The 19,615-nt window shown below is 36.6% G+C and carries 17 protein-coding genes and 1 pseudogene; 3 read left to right on the top strand and 15 right to left on the bottom strand.

Annotated elements, in window-relative coordinates:
- Positions 1 to 97: 97 nt before the first annotated feature.
- The 11 genes from WAZ07_RS20555 to WAZ07_RS20505 form a co-directional block, all read right to left on the bottom strand.
- Entirely contained in the window at positions 98 to 1,654 is a 1,557-nt protein-coding gene (locus tag WAZ07_RS20555; protein ID WP_090917257.1) for a DEAD/DEAH box helicase, read from the bottom strand.
- A gap of 619 nt (positions 1,655 to 2,273) precedes the next feature.
- On the bottom strand, positions 2,274 to 3,650 hold the full coding sequence (locus WAZ07_RS20550) for a UDP-N-acetylmuramoyl-tripeptide--D-alanyl-D-alanine ligase (RefSeq protein ID WP_336473921.1): 1,377 nt from the start codon (positions 3,648 to 3,650) through the stop codon (positions 2,274 to 2,276).
- 62 nt (positions 3,651 to 3,712) lie between these two features.
- Entirely contained in the window at positions 3,713 to 4,801 is a 1,089-nt protein-coding gene (locus tag WAZ07_RS20545; RefSeq protein ID WP_336473935.1) for a D-alanine--D-alanine ligase, read from the bottom strand.
- Positions 4,802 to 5,037: 236 nt separating this feature from the next.
- Entirely contained in the window at positions 5,038 to 6,312 is a 1,275-nt protein-coding gene (locus WAZ07_RS20540) for an MDR family MFS transporter (protein ID WP_336473920.1), read from the bottom strand.
- Positions 6,313 to 6,611: 299 nt separating this feature from the next.
- Positions 6,612 to 8,027 (bottom strand): amino acid permease, encoded by a 1,416-nt coding sequence (locus tag WAZ07_RS20535; protein ID WP_336473919.1) that lies wholly within the window; start codon positions 8,025 to 8,027, stop codon positions 6,612 to 6,614.
- A gap of 318 nt (positions 8,028 to 8,345) precedes the next feature.
- A complete protein-coding gene (locus WAZ07_RS20530; RefSeq protein WP_336473918.1) occupies positions 8,346 to 9,515 on the bottom strand; it encodes a homogentisate 1,2-dioxygenase in 1,170 nt (389 codons plus the stop codon).
- Complete coding sequence (locus WAZ07_RS20525; protein WP_336473934.1) at positions 9,481 to 10,437, bottom strand: fumarylacetoacetate hydrolase family protein; 957 nt, start codon at positions 10,435 to 10,437, stop codon at positions 9,481 to 9,483. The genes WAZ07_RS20530 and WAZ07_RS20525 overlap by 35 nt, the downstream gene beginning before the upstream one ends.
- Positions 10,438 to 10,530: 93 nt before the next feature.
- Positions 10,531 to 11,649 (bottom strand): 4-hydroxyphenylpyruvate dioxygenase, encoded by a 1,119-nt coding sequence (gene hppD / locus WAZ07_RS20520; protein ID WP_336473917.1) that lies wholly within the window; start codon positions 11,647 to 11,649, stop codon positions 10,531 to 10,533.
- 472 nt (positions 11,650 to 12,121) lie between these two features.
- On the bottom strand, positions 12,122 to 12,232 hold the full coding sequence (locus tag WAZ07_RS20515; RefSeq protein WP_230317786.1) for a DUF3948 family protein: 111 nt from the start codon (positions 12,230 to 12,232) through the stop codon (positions 12,122 to 12,124).
- Positions 12,233 to 12,322: 90 nt separating this feature from the next.
- Positions 12,323 to 12,433, bottom strand: coding sequence for a DUF3948 family protein (locus WAZ07_RS20510; RefSeq protein ID WP_336473916.1), 111 nt, complete (start codon positions 12,431 to 12,433; stop codon positions 12,323 to 12,325).
- Positions 12,434 to 12,485: 52 nt separating this feature from the next.
- Positions 12,486 to 12,596, bottom strand: coding sequence for a DUF3948 family protein (locus WAZ07_RS20505; RefSeq protein WP_336473915.1), 111 nt, complete (start codon positions 12,594 to 12,596; stop codon positions 12,486 to 12,488).
- Between the two features lie 439 nt (positions 12,597 to 13,035).
- Between WAZ07_RS20505 and WAZ07_RS20500 the strand changes: the two genes are divergently transcribed.
- Positions 13,036 to 13,905: a Cof-type HAD-IIB family hydrolase gene (locus WAZ07_RS20500; RefSeq protein WP_413788932.1), complete on the top strand. Its 870-nt coding sequence runs from the start codon at positions 13,036 to 13,038 to the stop codon at positions 13,903 to 13,905.
- A 390-nt stretch (positions 13,906 to 14,295) separates the two neighbouring features.
- A complete protein-coding gene (locus WAZ07_RS20495) occupies positions 14,296 to 14,496 on the top strand; it encodes a hypothetical protein (RefSeq protein ID WP_090917236.1) in 201 nt (66 codons plus the stop codon).
- A 114-nt stretch (positions 14,497 to 14,610) separates the two neighbouring features.
- Here the strand turns inward: WAZ07_RS20495 and WAZ07_RS20490 are convergent.
- The 3 genes and pseudogenes from WAZ07_RS20490 to WAZ07_RS20480 all read right to left on the bottom strand — a co-directional run.
- A pseudogene (locus tag WAZ07_RS20490) lies at positions 14,611 to 14,814 on the bottom strand (sensor histidine kinase); the annotation flags it as partial.
- A gap of 378 nt (positions 14,815 to 15,192) precedes the next feature.
- Positions 15,193 to 17,052: a ribosomal protection-like ABC-F family protein gene (gene abc-f / locus WAZ07_RS20485; RefSeq protein WP_336473914.1), complete on the bottom strand. Its 1,860-nt coding sequence runs from the start codon at positions 17,050 to 17,052 to the stop codon at positions 15,193 to 15,195.
- Between the two features lie 132 nt (positions 17,053 to 17,184).
- On the bottom strand, positions 17,185 to 17,319 hold the full coding sequence (locus tag WAZ07_RS20480; protein ID WP_090917231.1) for an RAxF-45 family protein: 135 nt from the start codon (positions 17,317 to 17,319) through the stop codon (positions 17,185 to 17,187).
- A gap of 845 nt (positions 17,320 to 18,164) precedes the next feature.
- Here WAZ07_RS20480 and WAZ07_RS20475 point away from each other — a divergent pair.
- Complete coding sequence (locus tag WAZ07_RS20475; RefSeq protein ID WP_336473913.1) at positions 18,165 to 18,929, top strand: DUF4931 domain-containing protein; 765 nt, start codon at positions 18,165 to 18,167, stop codon at positions 18,927 to 18,929.
- Between the two features lie 18 nt (positions 18,930 to 18,947).
- Here WAZ07_RS20475 and WAZ07_RS20470 read toward each other — a convergent pair whose 3' ends face one another.
- Positions 18,948 to 19,481, bottom strand: coding sequence for a transglycosylase SLT domain-containing protein (locus WAZ07_RS20470; RefSeq protein ID WP_336473912.1), 534 nt, complete (start codon positions 19,479 to 19,481; stop codon positions 18,948 to 18,950).
- Positions 19,482 to 19,615 lie beyond the last annotated feature (134 nt).

Here is a 19,615-nt window from a genome sequence, read left to right as displayed (position 1 = left end):
TATTTCCTCATTTCCGATACAAGTTTCTATGTAGTATGTCCAAATGAAGAAACAAAAAAGACAGCCTTTCGAAAAAGGCTGCCTCTTTTCTATATATTTAGTTAGATTGTGGTTTACGGCTTTGATGCTTTCTTTCGCCACCGCGTCCTCTAGGAGCTCCAGAACGCCCTTCACGCCCTTCGCGTCCTTGACCTTCTCCTTTACGACCGCCACGATTGCGGTTGCCATCACGGTTACGGCCGCCTTCACGATTACGATTGCCTTCGCGGTTACCATCACGATAACCACCTCTTCCGTTTCCGTTTCCGTTTCTCTTTCTAGAACGATCTTTTGAAACTACTGGCGGCTCTGATGTTAAAGAAACTGGCGTTGCATCCGGCTCTTTTGTCATCATTTTTAAAGCACCTGCTACAACCGCTACAGAATCATGCTCTTCTAACAGCTCTTCTGCAATACGTTTGTAGTATGATAAGTTTTCACTTTCAATAATGCTTTGAAGCTTTTCAGCGATTAAACGTTGTTGGCCTTCTAAAGCTTCATCTAATGTCGGCGGGTTCATACGATCTATTTTACGTTTTGTTGTACGCTCAATATTCTTTAATTGGCCCGTTTCACGTGGTGTTACAAATAGCATTGCAAGACCCGTTTTACCTGCACGACCTGTACGACCAATGCGGTGTACGTACGATTCAGGGTCTTGTGGAATATCAAAGTTATATACGTGCGTTACACCTGAAATATCAAGACCGCGCGCTGCTACATCTGTCGCAACAAGAACTTCAATTGAACCTTCTTTAAATTTACGTAATACAGAAAGACGCTTCGCTTGTGTTAAATCACCATGAATTCCTTCTGCTGCATAGCCACGTAAGTTTAATGCTTCTGATAATTCATCAACACGACGCTTTGTACGACCGAACACGATTGCAAGCTCTGGAGATTGAATATCTAATAAACGTGTTAATACGTCAAATTTCTTTTTCTCTTGCACTTCTAAATAGAACTGCTGAATGTTTGGCATTGTTACTTCTTTAGCTTTAACCTTAATATGTTTAGGCTCACTCATGAAGCGTTCAGCAATGCGACGGATTGGATCTGGCATTGTTGCTGAGAATAATAATGTTTGGTGTGTTTCAGGAACATCTGTTAAAATCGCTTCAATATCTTCAATGAAGCCCATATTTAACATTTCATCTGCTTCATCAAGAACAACTGTCTCTACGTTTTGCAGACGAAGTGTTTTACGTTTAATATGATCTAAAATACGTCCTGGCGTACCCACAATGATGTGTGGACCTTTTTTCAACGCGCGAATTTGACGGTTAATATCTTGACCGCCATAGATTGGTAAAATGCGCACACGCTTATGCTGACCAATTTTGTATAGCTCTTCACCTACTTGAATTGCTAACTCACGAGTTGGCGCGATAACGATACCTTGAACTGTATCTTGACGTGTATTTACTTTTTCTAATAGTGGTAATCCAAATGCAGCTGTTTTTCCTGTACCTGTTTGAGCCTGACCAATGATGTCCAAACCTTGTAAGGCTACTGGAATTGTTTCTGCCTGAATTGGTGTTGCCTCTTCAAACCCCATGTTTTCAACAGACTGTAACAAAGAACTGCTTAATCCTAACTCTCGAAATGTTGTCAATTTTACTTCTCCTTTTCTATCTAAAATAGCCCAGATTATTCCTTCTTCTCATATTTACAGGATATCCAAGTAAGGTTGGGCTAAGTCTTCTTCAGACAAAATGCGTCATCAGCGCAAGGTTGCCTGACAATTATAATAAAACTAGCTTTTGAAAAATGAATGTAACAAGTATGCGTACTTCAAACATCCAAACGTAAAGCTAGACAAAAGTAGTCCCGAGACAAATTTATCCCGCTATTCTTGGGCAGTAAAACCCCAACTTCAAACAATTATAACTTTCAAATGGCAGGAGTAATTATCCTAACTATCCATTCAAAAAAGACATTTTCCGTGTTTGCGGAAAATGCCCTTTCCCTTATGTTCACATATATAAACGGGCCTACATTTATCACAAAAATACTCTACAACGTTATTACACCCTATCAATTATAAGTTTTGTATGGGTAAAAAGCAAACCCAACTCTTCCCTAATTTTACATATGGACTTTTCCATCTTTATTCTAGCTTTTCACTCTCCGTGTTGTAAGCGTTTCTTTTTATTACGTATTAACGGGCAGTAACCAAGTAATAGAACAGACCATATGCAGAGCAACAAAGAAACCCCTCACTGATGGAAGTTTCACTTTATCATCGTGATAATTTCTTCTAATTTCATTCCACGAGATGCTTTTACTAATATAACGTCTTTCACATCAACGACTTCTTTTAAATCTTTAACAAGTTCTTCTTTATTATCGTAAGCCTTCACGCGTTCATTAGAAAAATTAATTTTTGCACCTTCTGCCATTTGCGCCCCTAACGTACCGTACGTAAATACATATGCAATACGGGCCGGATCAATTAATTTTCCAACTTCATAATGAAATTGTACTTCTTGGTCACCAAGCTCCAACATATCGCCAAGCACGAGAATTTTTTTGGAAAATCCATTTAATTCACTCATTAAATGGAACGCCGCTTCCATCGCTGTCGGACTCGCGTTATATGCATCATTAATAATTGTTAACCCTGCATCCGTTTTTACAACTTCCATACGCATGCCTGTCATTTTCAAATTCACTAAACCTTGTTTCATTTCTTCCCACGTTACGCCAAAGAACTCAGCGACCGCCATTGATGCTAATGCGTTATATACATTATGTTTCCCAAGAACGGGCAAATAAAACACTACATCCTGCGCTTGATTCATTTTAAATTGTGTACCTGTCGCTTCCAACTTTACAGATACTGGGTAGTAATCATTCGCTCTTGCATCACCGAATGTAATTGTCTTTGCTGATAAATTCATGCCTGGTACACGTGTAGTTAACAACGGCTCATCTCCGTTATAAACAAATACACCATTATCTTGTAAACCTGTCACAATTTCTAACTTCGCTTCTGCAATTCCATCACGAGAGCCCAAATCCATTAAATGTGCTTCTCCAATATTTGTGATAATCGCTGCATCAGGACGAGCAAGCTTTGACAAAAATTCAATTTCACCACGGCTCGACATTCCCATCTCTAATACAGCTATTTCTGTATCTTCTTCTAAATTTAAAATTGTCAACGGAAGTCCGATATGGTTATTGAAATTCCCTTCTGTTTTTTGCACTTTAAATTTTGCTCCAAGTAAGCTTGTCACAATATCTTTCGTTGATGTTTTTCCGTTACTCCCTGTTACACCAACTACTTTCACATTTAATTGATCACGATAGTTTTTCGCTAATGTCTGCAATGCTTGTAGTGTATCTTCCACAAAAATAACTGGTACATTTTCTGGCGGGTTGGCTACACCTTTTTTCCATAGCGTTGCAACAGCACCATTTTCTATCGCTTTCCTCGCAAAAGTATGACCATCAAAACGTTCTCCTTGAATCGGAACATATAAATTTCCTTGTTCAATCTTTCTTGTATCAATGGAAACACCTTTTATCGCTATATCATTCCACTGCTCCGCTAAACTAGTTCCACATACCATTTGCTCAACTTGCTTCGCTGTTCGTTGTATCATATAAAAAACACTCCTTACAAGGAAGAAACACTATTCATTTGAATAGTGCTTCTCCTTTCTTGTTAGATTGTATATTTAATTTTTTGTTTTTCTTCATGACGTTCAATCGCTAAGCGCACTAATTCTTGAATAAGCTCTGGATACGCCAATCCTGTATTTTCCCATAATAGAGGGAACATACTAAATGGCGTGAATCCTGGCATTGTATTTACTTCATTAATAAATACATCACCATCTTTCGTTAAGAAGAAATCTGCTCGCGTTAATCCCGCACCATCTAAAGATTGAAATGCACGAATCGCATACTCTTTAATCTTCTCATATTCCGCTTCCGTAATTTCAGCAGGAATAACCATCGCCGTATCGCCATCAATGTATTTTGATTTATAATCATAGAATTCTTTTTTAGCTACAATTTCACCTACAACCGAACATTTCGGTTCATCATTTCCTAATACACCAATTTCCACTTCACGACCAACAATATTCTCTTCTACGATGATTTTACGATCGAATTGGAACGCTTCTTCAAATGCACTCTCTAACTCAGCACGATCTTTACATTTATTAATTCCAACGCTCGAGCCAAGATTTGCTGGCTTCACGAAACATGGATAGCCTAATGTTTCTTCAATTTTTTCATACGCCGCTGTGCGATTTTTCTCCCAAGCACTGCGAATGAACGAAACATATTTTGCTTGCGGTAAGTCCGCTTCTGCAAAAATATTTTTCATAATAACTTTATCCATACCTGCAGCCGATGCTAATACACCGTTCCCTACATATGGAATATTCATAAGTTCTAACAAACCTTGCACTGTTCCATCTTCACCATTTGGTCCATGTAATAACGGGAAGATTACATCAATTGTATTCCCTTTATCAGAAGCTGACATCGGGATAATCTCTGAACTTAATGATATAGGAGAAATTGCGTTCTCTTCTCCGTTCAATTGTAACGCTTGAACGTTCTTTACTTCACCTTCAATACGCTCGCCGCGAATCCATTGTCCTTGTTCAGTAATATAAATTGGATGAACCTCAAATTTTTCTTGATCTAACGCTTTACTAACAGCAAAAGCTGTTTGTAAAGAAACTTGATGCTCTGCTGATTTCCCACCATATAATAAACCTAATTTAATTTTCATAATGAAATCACCCTAATCGTTTGTTTTCATTTTTCTATTGTAGCACTTTTTACGAAAATAGATAGTTCCTATTTTCGTAAAAAGCGAAACTGAACACAAATAGTGAGATAGCCACGTCGTCGTAACAATTTTTCTAGTTATGTACCTAATAATATGAGAAAAAGAACCTATTTGTGTATAATGAAAACTTTATCCCGCTATTCGCGGGCAGTAATACCCCCACTGATTAAAGTTTCACTTTATGACGTTTGCTTTACCATGTTATCTTTTTGTTTTTGCTCTACAAGTCGGTCTAATGATATGTAAACAAGTCCTGCTATCACACACCCGATTCCTAAAATTGTAAATAACATATGACCCAACAAACGATCAAGTAAAACACCTCCAAGTAGCGGACCAAACGCATTACCCGTAATCCATTGTAAGCTAGCCGCTCCCATATATGTACCTCGCAGGTGCTCAGGTGCTAAATTTGCTACAAACGTCATTTGGACAGGAGACATAACCATTTCTCCTAATGTATAAATCGCATATACAATTAATAGCGTAATTAGAACTACAGTAGCATTTGTTCCCATTTCACCAAACCATTTCGGAAGCCATCCAATCGCAAGAAGACCGATGCCAAATAACCAAGCACCATATAGCATCGTTTTTCCTACCGGTTTATCTGTCGCCCATTTCGAAATTTGAAATTGAAACAAAACCACCAAAAGTCCATTCATGGCCATTAAATAAGGATACGGATTATTCATTCCAAATATCTCTTTCATTTCATTATCAAAATGAAGAGGAAGCATGCCTTCTGTTTGCGAAAATCCCATCGAAATAACAATTCCTGTTAACAAATAAATGAGTAAAATTTTATCCTGAAACACAACTTTCCATACAGATTGTTTCGTTTCTCCTTCCTTATTCATTTGTGTTATTGCACCTTTTGGCATTGTCTCTTGAATAAGTAGTAAAACGAGTAATGCATAAAATAGCATAGAAGATGACGCAATCATAAAAATAACCGTTTTAGAAAGCAATGCAACTGAAGCACCTAGAATCGGCCCAATTGCCGCTCCGATATTATGCCCCATTCGCAGCAAACCGTATGCTTCTGTTCGCTTTTCAGGTTCTGTTACATCAGCTACCATCGCAGAAGCTGCTGGATGGAACAACGAATTACTAAGTCCTAAACAAACGGATAGAATAGCATATGGTATAAATCCATCTATAAATAAGAACCCCAGCATTAAAATCGCATTGCTAGCCATTGAAAATATCATAATTGGCTTTCTTCCATAAACATCGGCAATTCGGCCACCTATAAGAGAACCAAAACTTGCCGCAATTGGAGACAGCGCCATAATAATTCCCACTTGTAGCAGTGAATCTACTTTATCTTTTAAATATAATGCAAAAAATGGCATTAACATCATCATTGCAATTCCATTTAACGTTTCTCCAATAAATCGAATCCAAACATTACGATCCATCTGCTTTAATTCTTGCCATGTTTTCTTCATATTCCCCCTCCTTTTCTCTCATTACTTTTAACCAGAAAACACCTAAAATTTTACTTTAGAAACCAATTTTCATCTTATATCACTTTTAGAAAAATGTAAATTTTCAAAAATAAAAAGCCGTTCTTTTTCTACGAACGGCTTTCAACTTTATCCCGCACTAACGGGCAGTAAGACTCCCACCACCTCAAGATTGAAAGAAAGCAAAGAAGCTAGGTGGGAGATAACTGCCCGTAAGAGCCCGATTGGTGAGGGCTAACCATCAGCGGGGGATAAAGCCCCCCACTGATGGAAGTTTCACTTTATAAATTCACGGTGTTTTTATTATCTGCTTCTTTGTGTAACGCACTATTTTTTCTACTATATAAGAAATAGACCGCTATTCCAATTACCATCCAAATTCCAAAGCTTTTCCATGTAATTGCCGGTAATTGAAGCATTAAATATAAACAGAAAATCACTGTTAATGCTGGTAAAACTGGCACAAGCGGCGCTTTAAATGCACGAGGTAAATCCGGATGTGTTTTGCGCATTACAATAACCGCAACTGCTACAAGTGCGAACGCAGATAGAGTTCCGATATTTACAAGGTGAGCTAACACACTTAAGTCAACAAGTCCTGAAATAAGCGCTGCTACAATCCCTGTTATCCATGTATTTAAAAACGGTGTTTTAAACTTCGGATGTACTTTCGCAAAACGATTCGGTAATAAACCGTCACGACTCATTGCATACGACACTCGGACTTGACCATACATCATAACTAACATAACAGTTGTAATCCCTGTAATAGCACCTACTGAAATAATGCCTGCTAAACCATCTTGTCCAATAAATTGAAGTGCAAATGCTACTGGATCTGATATATTTAATTGTCCATACGGTACAATACCTGTCAAAATAAGCGAAACAGCAATGTACAAAACAGTACAAATTAATAACGACGCTATAATACCAATTGGTAAATCACGCTGCGGACGTTTTACTTCTTCCGCCGCTGTTGAAACAGCATCAAAACCAATAAAAGCAAAGAATACTGTCGCTGCACCTACCATTACGCCATCAAAACCAAACGGCATAAATGGTGTCCAGTTTTCTGGTTTTACATACTTAAACCCAGCAAAGATAAACAATAGTACAACGGTTAATTTAATAAATACCATAATATTATTTACGCGGGCACTTTCACGAACACCTCGTGATAGAAGGATCGTCATAATTAAAATAATACAAACAGCTGGTAAATCAATAATTCCACCTTTTCCTGCCCCAGGAGCAGACGCTAAAATTGTTGGAATTTGAATTCCAAACCCCTTTAATAAAGACTGAAAATATGCGGACCATCCATTAGCAACAGCTGATGTTGCTAATAAGTACTCAAGCATTAAATCCCATCCAATTAAAAAGGCAAACACTTCTCCCATCGTTGCGTATGTATACGTATATACACTACCAGATACCGGTACGCTAGAAGCAAATTCTGCATAGCAAAAGGCAGCAAAGGCACAAGCTAGCGCGGCTAATGCAAAAGATAAAATAATAGCAGGTCCAGAATGTTTCGCAGCAACTACCCCAGTCAAGACGAAAATACCTGTCCCAACAATTGCCCCTACCCCTAACATCGTTAAATCTAACGCTCCTAATGTTCGATCTAATTTCTTTTGACTTCCCTCTTGCAACAGTTGTGTAATCGGCTTTTTTTGAAAGATTTGCTTCATACTCAGCACCTCAACATTTATAATTTTCTGAAAATTTTAATATTTACATTCATTTTACTTATTTCACCTTTTTTCGTCAATAACTTAATGGAAACTTTGTCCTTCCACCACTATTTTGAATGATCCAAAGTAGTGTGGTGCGTTATGGTATTAATAATTAAAATGAAATAAAAATCATAAAAACAGTTTATATTTTTATATTTATATATCATTTTACAAATATTTTTGGTATTTTATATAAGTCGATTCCTTTATGACAACAGGCACACTCATCAAATGAGTGCGCTTGTTGTTCTTCATACATCATAGTCATTCACCTTATACGGTATATGTGCCTTGTTCTAGCCAGCTATACATGTATTGCTCATCTTCCATATCATGCGCATCTTTTATAACGCGTAGTGGACGAAATGTATCAATCATAACCGCTAGTTCGATTGTTTCTTTTTTACCAAGACTAGCTTCTGTTTTCCCAGGATGGGGTCCATGTGGAATCCCGCTTGGATGAAGCGTAATAGACCCTTCCTCCACGCCTTTTCTGCTCATAAAATTGCCTTCTACATAATAGAGCACCTCATCACTATTTACATTACTATGATAATATGGTGCCGGAATTGCTTCTGGATGATAGTCATATAGACGCGGAACGAATGAGCAAACGACAAAGTTGTGTCCCTCAAATGTTTGGTGTACTGGCGGTGGCTGATGAATGCGTCCTGTAATTGGCTCAAAATCCTCAATATTAAATACCCATGGATATAAATGTCCATCCCAGCCAACAACATCTAAAGGATGATGCTGCAAAACATGCTTATGCATGTATCCTCTAGATTTTGTCATCACAACAAATTCACCTTTTTCATCATACGTTTCCAACGTCTCTGGACCACGAATATCACGTTCACAAAACGGACTATGCTCTAACAATTGTCCGTACTCATTTCGGTAATTACGCGGCGTTGTAATTTGACTATTCGCTTCAACAACGAGAAATTTCGATTCTCCCGCTTCAGGGATTACACGGTAAATCGTACCGATTGGAATTATAATATAATCTCCTTTTCGGTAATGAATCGTACCGAACATTGTCTCAATTTTTCCAGATCCATAATGAACAAATAGCATTTCATCTCCATCACCATTGCGATAAAAATAGTCCATTTTTTCCGTTGGGTTTACAACCCCAATTAATAGATCTTCATTTCCTAATAGAAAATTCCTTCCGTTCACGGCATCTCCTATTTTTCTATATTCTTTCGTCCGAAAATGACGATGTGCTAACGCCACGTCTTCTTCATACTGCACCTGACAAGATCGTACTAAAGAAGCATGCCCAACTTCTGTTGGCATGTAGTGATGATACAAAATAGATTGCGTACCAGAAAAACCTTTCGTCCCCATAACTTGCTCACGATAAAGCGTTCCGTCTTGTTTACGAAACTGTACATGTCGTTTACGAGGAAGTTCCCCCATGCGACGATAATACATGCTCATCCCCCGCTTCCTTTTCTGCTTTTACCGTATTACGCAATGTTCCCAAACTAGTAATTTTCAACTCTACCACATCGCCAGCTTTCAGCCATCTCTCTGTTCCAAGTTCTAAAATACAGCCGCTTCCAACTGTACCAGAACCAAGTACATCTCCTGGATATAACGTAACACCTTGAGATGCTCGTTCAATCATTTCAGCAAACGTATAATAAATATCTTGAAAATTACCCTTGGACCATTGTTCACCATTAATATGAGCTGTCATTTCTAAATTGTAACGATCTTCATTTCGATACGCGTCTAACTCATCTTTCGTCACAATATACGGTCCAAGCGATGTAGCAAAATCCTTTCCTTTTGCCGGTCCAAGTCCGACCTTCATTTCATGCGCTTGTAAATCTCTAGCGCTCCAATCATTCATAATACAATATCCGAAAATATATTCATGCGCTTGCTCGCGTGAAATATTTTTACCTTCTTTGCCAATGACACAAGCAATCTCTAATTCATAGTCAAGTTTCTTCGTTGCGCCTGGACAAACAATAGCTTCTTCCGGTCCAATAACAGCTCGATGATTCGTAAAATAGAAAACAGGAATATCATACCACTCTGGAACAATCTCCAAACCGCGGCGGCCCCGTGCTGTCTTTACATGCTGTTCAAACGCATAAAAATCACGGATACTTCCCGGGTTTGGTAAAGGTGCACAAAGCTCTACATCCGTAATATGATAAATCCCTCTTTCTGGCGTACCAATCTTACTAATGATTTTCATATATTCATCAGATTTCTCTAAAAAAGAAATCATTGTGGACGGAAGTGCCCCATGGCTTGCCATATGCATATCAATAACTTTGTCACCTTCAAGCCAGCCAGCTCGCATTTCTTGTGAAGGAAGACGAAATGTAATAAACTTCATCATTTTCTCTCCTCGCTTAAAAAGTAAAGCGCGGGAGGAAGGAGCATCCCTCCTAACCATTATCCCGCTCTAACAGGCAGTAGAATTTTTACTTTACAGATTTCCGCGACGCGCCTGTTCTCTTTCAATCGATTCGAATAATGCTTTAAAATTACCTTCACCAAACCCTCTTGATCCTTTACGCTGAATAATCTCAATAAATAAAGTTGGACGATCTACAATTGGCTTCGTGAAAATTTGTAATAAGTATCCTTCATCATCACGATCCACAAGAATTTTTAGCTCTTTTAATTTTTCAATCTCTTCATCAATTTGACCAACACGTGCTGTTAACTCTTCGTAATACGTATCTGGCGTATCTAAAAATTCGACGCCATTTGCACGAAGCGCAGAAACAGTTTTCACAATATCATTCGTTAATAACGCGAGGTGTTGTACACCTGCTCCGTTATAGAATTCTAAATACTCCTGAATTTGTGATTTTCTTTTTCCTTCTGCTGGTTCATTGATTGGAAACTTAATACGGCTTCCATTTGTCATGACTTTCGACATTAACGCAGAATACTCCGTACTAATATCATCATCGTCAAAATGAATCATTTGTTTAAAGCCCATTACATTTTCGTAATAACTTACCCATTCTTCCATTTTTTCCACATTTCCAACAACATGATCAACAGCAACTAAACCTGTTTCTTCCACTGGAACGATAGATACAAATGGTTCATACCCTGGCATAAACGCACCTTTATAATTTTTTCTTTCTACAAGTGTATGAATCGTATCACCGTATGTGCCAATGACCGCTTTTTTAAGAGTTCCATGTTCATCAGATAGCTCTTCTGGAGGAGCAATTGCAACGGCACCACGCTTTACAGCTTCTGCATATGCTTTCTCTACATCTTCTACTAGAAGTGCCACATCTTTTACACCATCACCGTGCTGTTTTACAAACTCGGCAATGCGGCTATTCGTATTTAAAGCACCCGACACAACAAAACGCATATTTTTCTGTACAAGTACGTAAGATACTTTATCTCGATTTCCTGTTTCTAAACCAGAATATGCAGCTATGCTGAATCCAAATGCCCTCGCAAGGTAATAACTCGTTTGTTTTGCATTACCAACATAAAATTCTAAATGATCAACATCACGTACTGGGAAAAAATCCTCCATCTGTGCCGCTAAAGTATCCATAGACTTTTGTTTCATAACTTCCTCATCCCCCTATAATATAAATTTCCAATACCTTCTCCCAAAACCGTAAACGCTTCCAAATGTGAGCAAAAAAACAAATTGTAACACAAATTATTTTATCAATTTTAAATTTTCTATTTTTTCCGTCAAATACCTTCCTTTTTCTCACATAGAAAATTCGACTTTTTTCTATTTATGCTACACGAAGTAAAACTTCCCTTACTATATCAATCCATTTTGATTTTTCAGCATATAAATCGCTGCTATGTAAAGCAAAACGTGAATTACACTTGCTTTCTCCCTTTGTCTTAAACCATGCATAAGCCCTGACTGCTTCTATGCATGGCTAGATGCTCTCGTCCACCTAAAAAGAGGGAGGGTTTTATGTCATTTTTTTAATTTGCATTTATATAATATCCCAATAAAAAAAGGAACTTCGTTTTTCGAAGCCCCTCTTGTCTTTCACGTTCAAATTTATCTATTTAAATTATACTAAAGCACTTGATAGAAACATAATTAGTGCTGTTAAACCCATTGCTACTCCTGCTGATCCTAATAAGTCCGTTTTTGTTAATTGTAATACTTCTTTGTTTTCCATTATTCTCATTCTCCCTTTAATAGATTTCTATATGTAACTTGCATTTTGTAATAGTTTTCCGCTCTACTTCCTATACAAAATTGCTATGAATTAAACTAAAACACTTGATAGAACTACGATGAATGCTGTTAATACCGCTGCTGCTCCTGCTGATCCTAATAAGTCCGTTTTTGTTAGTTGTAATACTTCTTTGTTTTCCATTGTTCTCATTCTCCTTTTATAAGATGTATATATTCCGTTCTGTTTTTATAAATTAAACTAAAACACTTGATAGAAATATGATGAATGCTGTTAATGCCGCTGCTGCTCCTGCTGATCCTAGTAAATCCATTTTTGTTAGTTGTAATACTTCTTTATTTTCCATTGCTCTCATTCTCCTTTTTTATAAGTATTTATATGTAATTAGAATTTATGTCATCTTCAAGAAATAATTTATTTAAAGTTTTTATCTTAACGTTACATTGAAACATCAACTGTAACGTTTGTAACATTAATGTAACATAACTATTTTATTTAAGCAATAGCTCTATGAATTTATTACAAATTTTTTTAGGAATCTTTAATGCTATTATTTTCCAATATATGTGTAATAGTTTCGTCATATAAGTCGCTATTATGCAGAATACTACATGATTGCTACTCACTTGCTTCCTTTGTTTTAAACCTTGCATGTGGCAGGAAAAGGCTCTAACGGTTTCTATGCATAGCCCGATGCTCTCGCTTGCCTAAAAAGAAAGAGGGTTTTTATGTCGATTTTTTAATTTGTATTTATATAGTATGATGGAAACAAAGAGGTGGTCACTTTGAAATTAATCGCACTTGATATGGATGGCACACTGTTATCATCCAATCTAGAAATCTCCAATGAAAATTTAAAAGCAATCAGAAATGCTGAAGAAGCAGGACACATCGTTATGATTTGTTCTGGTAGAGCTAAAGAAGATATTTTAAAACTACTTGAGCAATACCAATTATCCCTTCCACTTGGGGCTAGTAATGGAGCAGTAGTATACGCTGATGGAAAGGTCATTCACTCACGTACTTTAAAAAAAGATAAAGTATATGAAATTGCCAAGCAGCTCGAAGCGGAGGAGTTTCCGTATAAACTCTATACAAACAAGGGTGTGTATGCACCATATAATTGGAAAGAACAAGTTACGAAATCCTTTCAACTAAACAAAGAGTCTCTTGACATTACAATTGAAGAAATTGAGCGAATTACTGAAAAACAGCTAAAGGCTAACTTAATTACAACATTCCAAAGTATCGAAGATGTAATATCTGATTCAACTATTGAAATTTCTAAATTCTTTATCCTTACATTCAATAAAGATAATCGTACACAATTACTACAATCATTAGAAAAAGATGCAGCAGTAATGGTGACAGCATCTGCTCCAACAAACTTAGAAATTATGGACAAACACGGGCATAAAGGCAACGGATTGCAAGAAATGGCAAAATACTTTCATATCCCTTTACAAGATACAATTGCCATTGGAGATAATTTTAATGATGTACCAATGTTAGAAGTAGCTGGTTTGTCGATTGCAATGGGAAATGCAGAGGACGATGTCAAACAGCTCTGTGATATCGTAACAGCGACAAATGACGAGAATGGTGTAGCTTACGCCATCCGGCAACATATTTTACCTAAAACAATACAAGGATAATAAAAAATAGAAAAGAAGATAACCATCTACTATGTATAGTATGGTTATCTTCTTTTTTATTTTCTGTACATCGATGAAATTCCGGGTACTTCTCCCTTACAAGTATATACATTTTGATTTTTCAACATATAACTCGCTACTATGCAGAATACAACATGACCTGCACTTGTTTTCTCCTTTTGTTTTCAATCTTGCATGTGGTAGGAAAAGGCCCCGACCGTTTCTATGCACGGCCAGATGTTCTCGCCCCCTCTAAAAAGAAAAGGGATTTTATTTCGTTTTTTAATTTGCATTTATATAAACAACGACACTTAAATACTTGAAAATCTATTCTATTTTTTGTAAAACGAGCATACGATAATAGCAGATTCTTAATAAAGGGGAGAAAACATGGACAAGTTATTCCTACATGTCTTGAACTATATTTGTTTAATGCTCGTCATATTAGGAGCATTACTCTTATTCCCGTTCTTCCCGACGTTCGTCCTCTTTTCAGTGTGTATCTTCATGTTCGGGATTGCGATTATCATTTCACTTAGGCCAACGGAAGCACAAGAAAAAGAAAGCAGAATTCAGCGTGCCAAGCTGTAAATTCTGCTTTCTTTTTTTCAATTTGATTAGTCCAAAACCGGGATGCACTTCATTTACACCTGCTCCATCATCAGAAATGAATATGTGTACCTTTCCATCCAAGCAAGAGAGTTTCATTTCACGCGCAATTTCATTTCGTTCTTTAACTGCCGTTAATTCTTCCACCTCTTTTGCATATAGCTGCAATTGCTCATGCGCTTCTTAAAGCGCTTCATGTGATGAAGTCAATTTTTCATACTGTTCATCTACAGTTTGGCGAGCTAATGTTAATTTTTTAATTAACCCTCCAGTAAGAGCACTAAATACAACGAACAGAAATACTACAATAAAATTCCAATATATAGAAATTAAAAGTGTTTTATGTTAACATTGTGGTTAATATGTAAAGGAGAATGATACTTATGAATCAAAAACTTAAAAGACCTTTAATTTTATTGATTCCCCTATATATTATTCTCGTTTTATTTGATTATAACAATTATAATCAATTTAAATGGATTGAGAATATTATACAGTCATTATTTTTAGTGGTATTTCATGAATTTTTCATGTGGTTATTTTCTACAAAAAAAGAATCAACCTCTAAACATTAAGCAGGTCACGTGTAATATAACAACAAAGCGGAAACTTAAATAGATTTATAAATAAAATACATACAAACAATTTAAAAAGCTGGTATACACCAGCTTTTTAGTTCTACATATCTATATTATTCTCTAAATCCTCATATAATTTTGTTCTTACCAACTCTTTTTGTTCTTTTTCATGATGCAGCTTCTCCAGCTCTGCAACATTTTTCGTTTTAGCCATTTTACAATCTAACTCGTATATACTTTGCTCGACATACATAAGCTGCTCTTCTAGGTTGATAATCTCCTTATTTATAAGCTTTGGCACAGCTGCTACTCGTTCCTTTTTCGTAACGCTTCGTTGTTCTGTTTCCCTTTTTTCTTGCCACTTTTCACGTGCCCAAGCGTAATTCCCAGCAAATCCATACGCTGTTTGATTATCCATCCAATACGTTTTCGCAAACAATTTATTTAAGAAATAACGGTCATGAGAAACCGCTAAAATCGTTCCATTATACTGTTCAAGCGCTTCTTCCAAAACTTCTCTCGATTCAATATCAAGGTGATTTGTCGGTTCATCAAGTACAAGAAAATTAATATCTTGATACATGAGCTGCGCTAATCGTAAACGCATTCGTTCGCCCCCGCTTAATTGATTCACCTTTTTAAATACAGCTGGTCCGTAGAATAGAAAGCGGGCAAGTATATGACGTGCTTCGCCTTCTGTTACTGCTACCTGCTCCCTAAACATTTCTAATACCGTTTGTTTACTGTTCACTTGCACATGTTGAGACAAATAACCGAGCTTTACTCCGCTACCAATGCGAATTTCACCTATATCTGGACTCATCTCTTGTAATAATAATTTCAATAACGTTGTCTTTCCTGTACCGTTCCGTCCAACGATTGCAACGCGCTCTTGAAAACGAACATGTAATTCTACATTTTGAAATAAAGCACGATCAGCAAAATTCTTTCCCACTTCTTTCATGATCACAACGTCTTTCCCGCTTCGTTCTTGTCCTTCAAACTGAAGACCCATTTGCTTATGCTCTAAAACCGGTTTCTTCAATTTCTCCATTCGCTCTAGGGCACGTTCCATATTGCGGGCACGTTTATGCAATCCCTCGTTTGGCGGATTTGCTTGATTGGCCCACTCCCTAAGCCTTTTAATAGCTTCCTTCATTTTCTTTATTTTCTTTTGTTGCTCTTGATACGCTTGAAACTCTTGTAATAATCTTTCTTCTTTCTCCTTTACAAACTGTGAATAGTTCGTATGATATACATGTAATTCCCCATCTTCTAAATCAAAAATCTTCGTTACGACTTCATCTAAGAAATACCGATCATGTGAGATTACAACAACTGTCCCGTCATATTCCTTTAAAAATTGCTCAAGCCATTCCACTGCGAATAAATCTAAATGGTTTGTCGGTTCGTCTAGGAGCAATAAGTCCGGCTTTTTAAGAAGCATGTATGCAAGACTCACTTTCGTCTGTTCACCGCCGCTTAGCTCCCTAAAATCGCGTGAAAATAATTCCGTCACTTGCAGTCCATTGACCACTTTCATCATATTCGCTTCTATTTCATAACCGCCTAAAAACGAAAACTGCTCCTGTATTTCTCCGTACTCCGTCATTATTTTTTCCGTAACATTTATGGCCATCTTCTGTTCAAGCTCACGCATCTTTCTTTCTAATGCTTGCTCTTTCGCAAATGCAGAACGTAATACATCATATACAGTCATTCCTTCCGCAAACCTCGGAATTTGAGCAACATGACCAATCTGTGTACCTTTCTTCATATGAATCGCACCGCCATCCACATGTTCAATTCCTATTAACAGTTGAAAAATTGTTGTTTTCCCGCTGCCATTTCGGCCAACTAAACCAATACGTTCGCCTTTCTTTATTTCAAATGATATATTTTCAAATATGATATTTCCACCAAACGTCTTCGCTATATTGTTTACACTACAAATCATCATCTTTTCCGTACTCCTTTCAACGTAAAAAAGCCATGAGTAAAGAACCTTACCCACGGCTTTTATTTCAAAATAGAAAAGGGAACTACCATAGTTCCCTTTTCACACGTTTCTATAAAATGGGTGAAGAGACCTCTATCGTTCAATAGTTATTATGAAATTGCTAAAAAAGGGCATACGTATCCCGTTAGCAACTACACGATGAAAAATTGCACGACAAATGTAGATAAAATCTAAAAATTGCGTGCGCATAACTATAGAACGATTCATCTCTTTCACCTCTTTCGTACGGAATTTTATACTTACCTTTTCATTATACTCTCCTAAAACACGTTTGGATAGTCATTTTTCTGAAAATAATGTAAATAGACATATTCATACATAAAAGACATCTGTTACACAGCCAAAAGAAACCTTTCATTAAATAACAATGATCCTTACAAAACTGTTATATTGCCGTAATGGAAATCGATAGTTACAAAACAAGCTTCCCGATACAATAAGAGTATAAACAAGCGGCAGACAAAAGGAGACAAATAAGATGATGAATATGGTAAAAGCAATCTTAGAAGTATTGGTGAATGGTAAAGCTGTGGTACAAGAATTGAACAACATGTAAAAAGGAGGAATCGGAAATGATGGATATCGTAAAAACTGTTATTCAGATTTTAATTGATGCAAAACCAATCGTTGATGAAATGAACAATTTATAAAAAGGGGACAAATATGAAGAAAGCCATGATAATACTTGTAAGTAGCGTTGTTATCTTACATCATTTGAATAATAAAAGAGAAACAGCAACACTATTAACGAAAAAATAAAGACGAGATACCTTGAAGTAATCAGGATATCTCGTCTTTATTTTATTCCACCGCAAGGCAATTTTTATCACAATAAGTAACGAGCAATGAAAATCCTTTCAAAAAGCTTCTAATTACAAATATCCTCTTTGATGTACTTGTAATAGACCCTATGTCTCAAAACAATACATTTTATTGTTCTCCCATACACTAGTTACTCCCTTCAATCATCTCCTAATTTTACCAGAAAGGATTTAGATCGACTTTTCACGAATATATACCAATCGGAATTCGACAGATACGGGGGAAGAGAAATGGAGACACAACAACTATACTTTTTAAATCAGATTGGGCAACAAAAACCAAACAGCATGCAAAATAAAGAAACAGCTTGCCCATTTTGCGATCAAACACAACTAAACGATATTTTAGAAACGGATGAAGCAATCATTTGGCTAAAAAATAAATATCCAACATTACAAAATACATTACAAACGGTCATTATCGAAACCGATAACTGTCATGATCATATTGCAACCTATACACAAAAGCATATGCGAAAACTTATCCGATTCTCAGTTGGGCACTGGTTATCGTTAGAAGAAAGCGGAAAATTCCAATCTGTTATTTTATATAAAAATCATGGACCTTTATCAGGGGGAACAATCCACCATGCACATATGCAAATTATTGGTATGGAACAAGTCGACTATCGACAAAATATAAAAACAGAACATTTCAAAGGAATCATTGTAAGCAAAAAACACGGAATTGAACTGAATATTTCTACTCGTCCAATTATCGGTTTTACAGAGTTTAACATTATAATAGAAAATACAACTCAAATTGATTTGATGGCCGATTATATTCAAAAAACAGTACGCTACGTATTACACGATTTTCATAAACGGTGTAATAGTTATAATATGTTCTTTTATAACTTAGAGGGAAAAATGATATGTAAAATTGTTCCTCGGTTTGTCGTTTCACCACTATACGTCGGATACAATATTCCTCAAGTTTCTACGCAATTACAAGCAGTAAAAGAACAGCTAGAGACATATTTTACAGAAAAATAGAGTAGGTCATCTCCGGGCCTACTCTTTCATAACACCTTTATTTTTATGATACACATTCTCTAGTCCAATATTATATTTCATATTTTTATCAGTCCACTCTGTTCCGAGATTACCCGGCCAACCAGATGTGTTCGCTACATATTTAAGTAACTCAAGTTCTGTTAACCCTTTCTCCATACCTCTTTTATATCCTTTTGCCAAATGTGGCATAGCAATTTCAGCATTTTTGTGCGGGTCTTTTAACTCCTCATCTGTTACATGCTCAGGAGCAAGTCCACCACCGCGATGCAATTGAAACAACCCAAACGATGTCCCATGATCTCCAACTGCTTTTGGATTAAATCGGCTCTCATGCTCAGCAATTGTAAGAGGTATCCATTCTGGAAGATCATATTTCTTAGCCTCTTCGCTAATAATTTGTTTCGCCTGTTTTGCTTCTTCTGAATTAACGTAACTCGTTTGTTTTACGGATTTTTCCACGCCTTCTGATTCGCCTCGAAAAAACATATATACTCCTAAAACTACTAAGAATCCTACAAAGAATTTCTTCATGTATATTCCCTCTTCTTCCGCTGAAATTTATCCCCTTTCAGCATTACGTATATACAACTGCTTCATTATCTATCATACCAAGAATATCCAGAATCGACATCCTTCTTAAATCTGATTTTGTGATGCAGAAGATA

It is taken from the genome of Bacillus bruguierae (assembly GCF_037104725.1).
Lineage (GTDB): Bacteria > Bacillota > Bacilli > Bacillales > Bacillaceae_G > Bacillus_A > Bacillus_A bruguierae.
This window is presented reverse-complemented; position numbering and strand designations above follow the sequence as displayed.